The 5,150-nt window shown below is 57.9% G+C and carries 4 protein-coding genes; 2 read left to right on the top strand and 2 right to left on the bottom strand.

The window, feature by feature from the left end; all coding sequences use genetic code 11:
- The first annotated feature begins 158 nt into the window (after positions 1 to 158).
- On the top strand, positions 159 to 1,523 hold the full coding sequence (locus E1H13_RS26155; RefSeq protein ID WP_169617893.1) for a GH1 family beta-glucosidase: 1,365 nt from the start codon (positions 159 to 161) through the stop codon (positions 1,521 to 1,523).
- A 130-nt stretch (positions 1,524 to 1,653) separates the two neighbouring features.
- Here the strand turns inward: E1H13_RS26155 and E1H13_RS26150 are convergent, their stop codons facing one another.
- Positions 1,654 to 2,178: a hypothetical protein gene (locus E1H13_RS26150; RefSeq protein WP_169617892.1), complete on the bottom strand. Its 525-nt coding sequence runs from the start codon at positions 2,176 to 2,178 to the stop codon at positions 1,654 to 1,656.
- A 212-nt stretch (positions 2,179 to 2,390) separates the two neighbouring features.
- Between E1H13_RS26150 and dxs the strand changes: the two genes are divergently transcribed.
- Positions 2,391 to 4,298, top strand: a complete 1,908-nt coding sequence (dxs, locus tag E1H13_RS26145) for a 1-deoxy-D-xylulose-5-phosphate synthase (protein WP_169617891.1) — start codon at positions 2,391 to 2,393, stop codon at positions 4,296 to 4,298.
- A gap of 175 nt (positions 4,299 to 4,473) precedes the next feature.
- Here dxs and E1H13_RS26140 read toward each other — a convergent pair whose 3' ends face one another.
- Positions 4,474 to 4,812 carry a hypothetical protein gene (locus E1H13_RS26140; RefSeq protein ID WP_240966874.1) on the bottom strand — a complete coding sequence of 113 codons (339 nt, stop codon included), beginning with the start codon at positions 4,810 to 4,812 and terminating at the stop codon, positions 4,474 to 4,476.
- Positions 4,813 to 5,150 lie beyond the last annotated feature (338 nt).

The following is a 5,150-nucleotide window of genomic DNA, read 5'->3' as shown; positions in this document are numbered from 1 at the left end:
CCACCCATCCACCCATCCACCCATCCACCCATCCACCCATCCACCCATCCACCCATCCACCCATCCACCCATCCACCTCCCCACCTCCCCACCTCCCCACCTCCCCACCTCCCCCACAACTGCTATAAAGAGACCGTACCAGCCCATCCTATCTACCCATGGTCTATCCCTTTCCCTCTGGCTTTGAGTGGGGCGTCGCCACCTCGGCTTACCAAATTGAAGGGGCAGCAGAGAGTCGCGGTGCCAGCGTCTGGGACAGCTTTAGCCAGACCCCAGGGCGGGTGCTAAATGGCGATACTGGGGCGATCGCCTGTGACCATCTCCACCGCTTTCGCGACGACATCGCCCTGATGGCAGAGCTGGGGGTGCGCCACTATCGCTTTAGTCTGTCGTGGCCGCGGATTTTGCCTGAGGGGCGAGGGGCCACTAACCCGGCTGGACTCGCCTTCTACAGCGAACTGGTGGACACCTTACTGGCGTACGGCATCACCCCCCACATCACCCTGTTCCACTGGGATAGCCCCCAGGCCCTAGAGGATGACTATGGTTCTTGGCGCAGTCGCCAGATGGCCCAGGACTTTGCCGACTACGTGGCGATCGCTGTTAAGCACTTGGGGGACCGGGTCAACCACTGGATTACCCTGAACGAAATTTTTTGCTTTACCCACCTGGGCTATGGGGTCAACCAGGTGCCCGAAATGGCTCCCGGCACCGTGGTTCCCACCCTAAAGCAGGTGTGGCAGACCTCCCACCATGCCCTGCTGGCCCACGGGTTGGGCTGCCAGGCGATTCGGGCCAATACTCCCCAGCCCTGCACGGTGGCCCTGGTGGACAACTACCTGGCCACCGTGCCCCTGGCCGACACCCTCGACCATGTCGCTGCCGCCCAGGCCGCCTTCTCCACGGTGGGGACCAACGGCGGCATCATCGTCCCGGCCCTAACTGGCGCCTATAGCCCCCAACTGCTAGAAACTCTGGGGGAGAACGCCCCTGACATCCAACCCGGGGATCTGACTACCATCCACCAACCCCTGGATGCCCTGGGTTTTAATGTCTATACCGGGCTCTATGTGCGGGCGGCCAATACCCCCCAGGGCTATGAGGTGCTGCCCTTTCCCTGCGGTTATCCCCGGTTGCACATGCCCTGGCTGCATGTGGTGCCCGACAGCCTGTACTGGGGGGTGCGCCACATTAGCGATACGCTCAACCGCCCTGACCTGCGGGTGTTCATCAGCGAAAATGGCTGTGCCGCCCAAGATACCCTGACGAATCAGGGGGAGGTGCTAGACCTGGATCGGATTGAGTACCTGCGCCAGTACCTGCGATCGGCCCACCGAGCCGCTAGTGAGGGCTACCCCTTAACCGGCTACTTTCTCTGGAGCTTTTTGGATAACTTTGAATGGGCCTATGGCCGCGATCGCCGCTTTGGCATCACCTACATTGACTATGCCACCCAACAGCGTATTCCCAAGGCTAGCTTTCACTGGTACGCCAGCTGTGTTCAAGAAAACCGCGTTTTGTAGTTTTCAGGGTTTGGAGACGTCTGACGCTAGATCTGCCAGCAAAAGCGCAAACCAGCCATGGGACATAGGCTGAGGTTGCCCCGTTCTGTCACCCAAGCGGTCACTCTAACTCTCGAGACTTGGCGGTGGTTTAATTGGCAAAAATAAACGTGGGCGCCAACTCCATCGGTCGATCGCCTGCCACCCCACAAGCTGCCAGCGACGCCGCTGGGGACAAGTCGGTGGTCTCTACCAGGCCCAGTACACAGTCTGAATACCGCAGCGGCAGGATACTACGGCTACAGTTATCCAACACCTGGGTACTATCGGCCATCTCTAAATTGGTGTGGAGGGCGGTGACGCAGGTGGCCAGTTCCTGGGGACGGCGATCGCGCTGGCAGGCGGTCAATGCTTGATTCGCCATCATGTCGGTGCTGTCGGTAATATCGGTAACACAGCGGGCCATCACCTGGGGATGCAGGGCCTGGGCACAGGCAGCCGCCACCGCTTCAGCATCGAGCCCGGCCTCGGTTAACACCCGACCACAGGTCAAAAACTCATTGGCGATCGCAGCTGTGGGCGTCAAGACAATTCCAGAGGCCACCAGCGCCCCAAAGGTCGCAAACGGTATTAAAGCGCACTGGCGTACGACCAAAGAATGGAGAAAATAAACCATAACAGAACATTAAGGGTTGTATCGCTTGGTTAACGGGCGTCAGTGACGGTTACCAGGTGTTGATCAATAAACTACATGGGATTTTATCCAACAGATGCCCCGCAGGGGGTTTTCTTAATGAGTCCTGTTTCCCTTGTCTGTCTCTAACCGCTATATCTTTTACAGTGAATAGAGCAGGAAAAAATAACGCGTGACCCAGAGGTTAACCTAGTATGCGCCTGAGTGACATAACTCATCCTAACCAGCTACACGGTCTTTCTATTCGTCAGCTAGAGGATATTGCCCGTCAGATCCGCGAAAAGCACCTGGAAACTGTAGCGGCTAGTGGTGGACATTTGGGGCCAGGGTTAGGGGTTGTCGAGCTTACCTTGGCTCTGTATCAAACCCTGGATTTAGACCGAGATAAAGTTACTTGGGATGTGGGCCACCAGGCTTACCCCCACAAGTTGATTACCGGTCGTTACCACGACTTTCACACCCTGCGCCAGAAAGATGGCGTGGCGGGTTATCTAAAGCGCAGCGAAAGCAAATTTGACCACTTTGGGGCCGGCCATGCCTCCACCAGTATCTCCGCTGCCCTGGGGATGGCCCTGGCTCGGGACATGGCTGGCGATGACTACAAAGTCGCCGCGATCATCGGGGATGGGGCCCTGACCGGTGGTATGGCCCTAGAAGCCATTAACCACGCTGGACATTTGCCCAACACCAACCTGTTGGTGGTGCTCAACGACAACGAAATGTCGATCTCTCCCAACGTGGGGGCAATTCCCCGCTACCTCAACAAGATGCGCCTCAGCCCGCCGGTACAGTTCCTCACCGACAACCTGGAAGAGCAGTTTAAGCATCTGCCCTTTGTGGGCCATTCCCTGTCTCCAGAGTTGGATCGGGTGAAAGAGGGGATGAAGCGTCTGGCGGTGCCTAAGGTGGGGGCCGTATTTGAAGAATTAGGCTTTACCTACATGGGGCCGGTAGATGGCCACAACTTACAAGAGCTGATCGCCACCTTCAAAGAAGCCCACAATCACACTGGGCCAGTACTGGTGCATGTGGCTACTACCAAGGGCAAGGGCTATGCGATCGCGGAAAAAGACCAGGTAGGCTACCATGCCCAGTCTCCCTTTAACCTCTCTACTGGCAAGGGCTTACCCTCAACCAAACCCAAGCCCCCCAGCTACTCCAAGGTGTTTGCCGAAACCCTGATCAAGCTGGCAGAAGACAACCCCAAAATCATCGGCATTACCGCCGCCATGGCCACGGGTACTGGCCTCGATAAGCTACAGCAGAAACTGCCGAAGCAATACATTGATGTGGGCATTGCCGAACAGCACGCCGTCACCCTGGCGGCTGGTTTGGCCTGCGAAGGCATGCGCCCCGTGGCGACCATCTACTCCACCTTCCTGCAGCGGGCCTTTGATCAGATCATCCATGATGTCTGCATTCAAAAGCTGCCAGTGTTCTTTTGCCTCGACCGGGCTGGCATTGTCGGGGCAGATGGCCCCACCCACCAGGGCATGTACGACATTGCTTACCTGCGCTGCATCCCCAACATGGTGCTGATGGCCCCCAAGGATGAAGCTGAGTTGCAGCGAATGCTAGTTACTGGCATTAATTACACTGACGGGGCGATCGCGCTGCGGTACCCCCGGGGCAGTGGCTACGGTGTACCTCTAATGGAAGAAGGGTGGGAGCCGGTGCCCATCGGCAAAGCCGAAATTCTGCGCCAAGGGGATGACGTATTGCTGCTGGGCTATGGCTCCATGGTGTACCCAGCCATGCAAACCGCCGAAATCCTCAGCGAACATGGTATCGAAGCCACGGTCATTAACGCCCGCTTTGTCAAACCATTGGATACTGAGCTCATCCTGCCCCTGGCCCAGTCCATCGGCAAGGTGGTCACCCTGGAGGAAGGCTGCATCATGGGGGGCTTTGGCTCTGCCGTCGCCGAGGCGATCATGGATGCCCAAATTCCAGCGTCGGTGATGCGCCTTGGGGTGCCGGATGTGCTGGTTGACCATGCGAGTCCTGACCAGTCCAAGGCTGCCTTGGGGTTAACCCCGCCCCAAATGGCTGAGCGCATCCTCAGCACCTACCCGCTGGAGAAACCTGTGTTGACTCGCTAGAACTTTGGATGGACCTCAGAGTTCTAAGCTTTCATGGTCCTGAGACAGCAGCGATTTTGCCCTACTCATCGATCATGAACTTGAGGATATCCCAGGATTGTGCCCTGGAATTTGTACCGGTGCTCCAGATTTACCGGAGCCGGGCCAGCACGCCAAGCTCCGGTAAATCTGCAGACTACTCCAGCAGCATGGTTTTGGTCAAAATCACCATCCACACCTTGACTCCGCTCGGTGGAGCCCCCTCGACTGTGCTCGGTGGCGTCTCCTTGGTGGGGTTGATGGCTGGGAGAACCTCTCCATCTTTGGGCACTGGCAATGGCTCACTCCAGTCCTTGGGCTCGGCATAGCCCAGGGCATGGAGGACTTTGATCGTCCGGTCCAGGGCGGGCAGGCTGCCGTAGAGCAGATGGCGGACTTTTTCGGGTCGAGGGGGGCGGGGGTTGCTGGCCGACGGCGGCAGACTGGACGCACTGCCGGACGCAGCACCGGCGCCCGGTTCGAGATATTGCAACATCGGTTCTGTTTCCTTTTTTGCGTTTGCAGAGAACAAACCCTTCGCCGCCATCCCCTCCTCGGAGGCTTGTACTGTTCGCACAGCGACCCCAGAGGGGTAACCTGTCGAAGTGGGCAGGGGTGGGTTTGAGGAAAACAGAACGCGAAAACCCTAGCCACCCACGCTGGAGGTGCAAACTGGGTGCTAGGGTTGATCCTAGCCTCGCAATCTGCTAGTTAGATGTGCGGGGTTAGCTGTCGGTTGGTGGTTCCAGCACCTTCCGGCAGCGCCAAAGCTTTCGAGTTCTGTGTGGTCACCGTTCGACTGAACGGCTTAATGTAAGAGCATAGTGGGGCGAC

The organism is Nodosilinea sp. P-1105, from assembly GCF_012911975.1.
Classification (GTDB): domain Bacteria; phylum Cyanobacteriota; class Cyanobacteriia; order Phormidesmidales; family Phormidesmidaceae; genus Nodosilinea.
Note: the sequence above shows the minus strand (reverse complement) of the source record. Positions and strands in the feature narration are given on the sequence as shown.

Excerpts from the sequence above, each read along its gene's own strand:
- E1H13_RS26140 (WP_240966874.1), bottom strand. The coding sequence starts at position 4,812 with ATGTTGCAATATCTCGAACCGGGCGCCGGTGCTGCGTCCGGCAGTGCG.
- E1H13_RS26155 (WP_169617893.1), top strand. The coding sequence starts at position 159 with ATGGTCTATCCCTTTCCCTCTGGCTTTGAGTGGGGCGTCGCCACCTCG.
- dxs (WP_169617891.1), top strand. The coding sequence starts at position 2,391 with ATGCGCCTGAGTGACATAACTCATCCTAACCAGCTACACGGTCTTTCT.
- E1H13_RS26150 (WP_169617892.1), bottom strand. The coding sequence starts at position 2,178 with ATGGTTTATTTTCTCCATTCTTTGGTCGTACGCCAGTGCGCTTTAATA.